The sequence below is a fragment of the Vibrio fujianensis genome (assembly GCF_002749895.1).
Taxonomy (GTDB): domain Bacteria; phylum Pseudomonadota; class Gammaproteobacteria; order Enterobacterales; family Vibrionaceae; genus Vibrio; species Vibrio fujianensis.
This window is the reverse complement of sequence record NZ_NBUS01000054.1, coordinates 228,007-231,535: the sequence shown is the minus strand read 5'-3', so window position 1 is coordinate 231,535 and position 3,529 is coordinate 228,007. Positions and strand designations below refer to the sequence as shown.

4 protein-coding genes and 1 pseudogene are annotated in these 3,529 nt (G+C 45.6%); 2 read left to right on the top strand and 3 right to left on the bottom strand.

All coding sequences use genetic code 11. The annotated features are described in order from the left end of the window. Positions 1 to 52 precede the first annotated feature (52 nt). Positions 53 to 421, top strand: coding sequence for a rhodanese-like domain-containing protein (locus B7C60_RS14170; protein ID WP_099612221.1), 369 nt, complete (start codon positions 53 to 55; stop codon positions 419 to 421). A gap of 23 nt (positions 422 to 444) precedes the next feature. After that, positions 445 to 691, top strand: a pseudogene (locus tag B7C60_RS19465) (Na+/H+ antiporter NhaC family protein); the annotation flags it as partial. A gap of 228 nt (positions 692 to 919) precedes the next feature. Here B7C60_RS19465 and B7C60_RS14160 read toward each other — a convergent pair. The 3 genes from B7C60_RS14160 to B7C60_RS14150 form a co-directional block, all read right to left on the bottom strand. Continuing rightward, a complete protein-coding gene (locus B7C60_RS14160; RefSeq protein WP_099612220.1) occupies positions 920 to 1,777 on the bottom strand; it encodes a D-amino-acid transaminase in 858 nt (285 codons plus the stop codon). 10 nt (positions 1,778 to 1,787) lie between these two features. Next, the gene (gene dgcA, locus B7C60_RS14155; protein WP_099612219.1) at positions 1,788 to 2,762 is read right to left on the bottom strand and encodes an N-acetyl-D-Glu racemase DgcA; all 975 of its coding nucleotides are present in this window, start codon (positions 2,760 to 2,762) and stop codon (positions 1,788 to 1,790) included. After that, on the bottom strand, positions 2,762 to 3,529 hold a 768-nt coding region (locus B7C60_RS14150), incomplete at its 5' end, for an N-acetyltransferase DgcN family protein (protein WP_245869486.1). The genes B7C60_RS14150 and dgcA, both read right to left, overlap by 1 nt.

Genomic DNA, 3,529 nt, shown 5'->3' with positions numbered 1-3,529 from the left:
AACCCCATTTTATTTATTTTTCTTTATGGATTGCTAACGATTAAGGATAAACATGCGAAATTATTTATTGGCTTGGATTGGCCCTATCTTAAGCTTAATCTTGCTGCCAACAACAGCATTTTCCTCACCTCGCGCGGAAATAGCTTGGTTGATGATTACCGAAGGTGCTGTATTGATTGATGTTCGCACCGAGCAGGAATTTAAACAAGAACATCTAGAGTCAGCGCTGAATATCCCACTAAATGAAATTATTAGTTCTGGCCGAATACAATTTACCAAAGATCAACCAATCATACTCTATTGCCGAACAGGCAACCGTTCTAATATCGCTAAACAACAATTGATTAAACAAGGTTTTACTCGTATCCATAATGCAGGTGGACTGAATGAGATCCGCCAGCTGATAGCGAATAAGAATTAAGTTAACAAGCAAGCATGAATGTAATCGCGAAGCTGTTTAACCATGGCAATTTTTCTCAATGATGATCAGGATTTCATTGGTGTTTTGTGCCTTTTTATTCGCTTCTATTTTGAATCTGACTGACCACTAAACGTAGTGCTAAGTCAGTTTCTACATGCGATTCACACTACAGCTCAGCGGATTTTTTCGACTGTTTTGGCAATCATCACCGTGTTTTTCACCACATCTGACAGCAAGTTAGCTCTGCTAATTCCTGATGAGTTGTTCCAATTGGATAGCCTACTATGCGCTTTGGTCAATGTGTAGAAAAGGCTATAAATCTAATGACAAACAATAGCATTTCGGCCAGTTTATTTAACTGTTGCTGATCTGAAATAATTGAAGAAATCCATGTTGGGAAACAAACCTTGATTCAGCTTCGCCATGCCAATATTAAACTCGACGCAACGCACCCAGCGCAAAGCTGGGTGAAATCACGAAAGAGCATAGCTCATAAATTTATTGAGCGAACTCAAGAGCAGTCTTGATATAGATGTCGCGTAATATCAGTGAAATCTCACCGGGTTTACCCTCACCAATCGGCTTACCATCAATCGCTACCACGGGCCAAATGAACGTGGTAGCCGAACTGATAAAAGCTTCTTGGGCGGCATACGCTTCTTCGATAGTGAAAAACCGTTCTTCAACCAACATCGAATATTCTTTGACGAGAGCCATGAGTGAAGCTCGTGTTATTCCATGAAGAATATTATGACTCAGAGGACGCGTGACCAAGGTTCCTTCTTTAGTAACAATGTAAGCGTTACTCGATCCCCCTTCGGTCACAAACCCCTCTTCGATCATCCATACATCTTCAGCACCTGCCAAATGTGCAGCATGCTTTGCCATGCAAGCGGGGAGTAAACTGGTGGTTTTAATGTCACGACGACGCCAGCGGATATCGTCGATAGAAATCACTTCAATACCCGTTTTAACTTTCGGACTTTCAATCAACTGGCGTGCTTGTGTGAATAACACAAGAGTCGGCTGAATCTCTTCACTATAAGAGAAATCTCGATCACCTTCTGAGCCACGCGTTAACTGAAGATAAACGCCCCCTTCGACCAAGCCATTTTTTTCAATCAGTGTACGCTGAATTTTCGTTAACTCGTCTCCTGTCACTGGCAGCCTTATCCCAAGCTCTCTGGCAGAACGTTCGAGTCTGGCTAAGTGCCCAGAGTGATCGATCAATTTTCCCTTTAACACCGCGGTGACTTCATAGACGGCATCTGCAAATAAAAAGCCGCGATCAAACACTGAAATGGTTGCCGCCGACTCTTTCACGTACTCACCATTTAAATAAACTATCCGTTCCATCACTTTTCCTTTAACCCCATAATTCAGACTTGAAAGGCAACATCACATTGCGCTCAAATTCAAAACCAGATTCAATATCTTGAGCCAGCAGCAGAGGCCCATCTAAATCCACCATATCCACCCCTTGCGCCACAACAAATGCAGGGGCCATACTCAATGAAGAGGAAAGCATACAGCCAATCATGACACTTAAACCGGCGGCGCTTGCTTCCGCTTTTAAAGCCTGCGCTTCGGTTAATCCACCTGTTTTATCCGTCTTAATATTGATCATGTCGTACCGTCCGATAATGTCGGGTAAACTCGCTCGATCATGACAAGATTCATCCGCACAGAGAGGAATAGGACGTGGTAAATGCGCAAGTATTTGATCTTGATGAGCAGGAAACGGCTGCTCAATCATCGCAACCCCCAATGTTTCCAACTCAGGGATCAAGGCTAAATAAATGTCAGACGTCCAAGCTTCGTTAGCATCAAGCACGATCCTCGCACTCGGCGCTCCACGGCGAACGGCTTGCACTCGGGCAAGATCTTCCGGACCACCCAGTTTCAATTTTAACAGGGGGCGATGTGCATTATCTTTCGCTGCCTGTTCCATGTTTAACGGTGTATCAAGCGACAAGGTATAAGCGGTTGTTAATGGACTCGCTTGAATACCCGTTATATCCCAAATCGACCGATTCGATAACTTACACTCTAAGTCCCACATCGCACAGTCAATCGCGTTACGCGCGGCCCCCGAGGGCAGCCTCTCCTGCAACTGACCCCGTGTTAACCCTGCTTTTATCTCTGGAATTACCGACGCGATTTGCGCTAATACGCTCTCTATAGATTCACCATACCGACCATAGGGAACGCATTCACCACGCCCCACTCCTCCTTGACTTTTCATTTCAACCATTATCGTATTGACGCAGGTTTTACTGCCACGGGCAATGGTAAAACTGCCTTGGATCGGCCAACTGTGGGTATGCAGATAAACCTCCATTAGACCTCCGCTAACTTATCAACAACCCGAGCGACTCCTTGACGAAAAGGATCCACAACCGGTAGCCCAAGCTCCGATTCCACTTTGTCCATATAGGCCAAGGCTTCCTCTTCTTGCATTGCAGATGTATTAATAGAAACCCCCACAAATTTTACCGCCGGATTTGTCACACGAGCGGTGGCTAAATTCGCTTCCATACATTGTTTTAGATCAGGAAGAAGATACTCAGGAAGGCCTCGCATATGCGTACGGGTTGGCTCATGGCAAAGCACTAAGGCATCGGGTTGTGAACCATGAATAAGGCCGGTTGTCACGCCAGCATAAGAGGCGTGGAAGATAGATCCTTGACCTTCAACCACATCCCAATGCTCTTCTGTCGACTCCGGCGTAATGGTCTCAATAGCACCTGCAATAAAATCGGCGACCACGCAGTCCACACTCACACCCCCACCGGTAATAAGAATGCCCGTTTGCCCCGTCGCACGAAAATCCGCCTCCATACCACGAGCTTTCATCTCTTTTTCTAACGCTAAAGCCGTATACATTTTACCCACAGAGCAATCGGTTCCCACCGTCAACACGCGCTTACCTTGACGTTTTTTACCATTTGCAACGGGGTAAACCTGAGTCGGATAACGCACATCCGATAACCGAGTGCCTTTTTTCTCAGCCGCACTTACCAATTCAGGAATATCCGCCAATTTGTTATGCAATCCCGCCGCGATATCCATTCCAGCTTCGATAGCCGTCAACAACACCGAGATCCA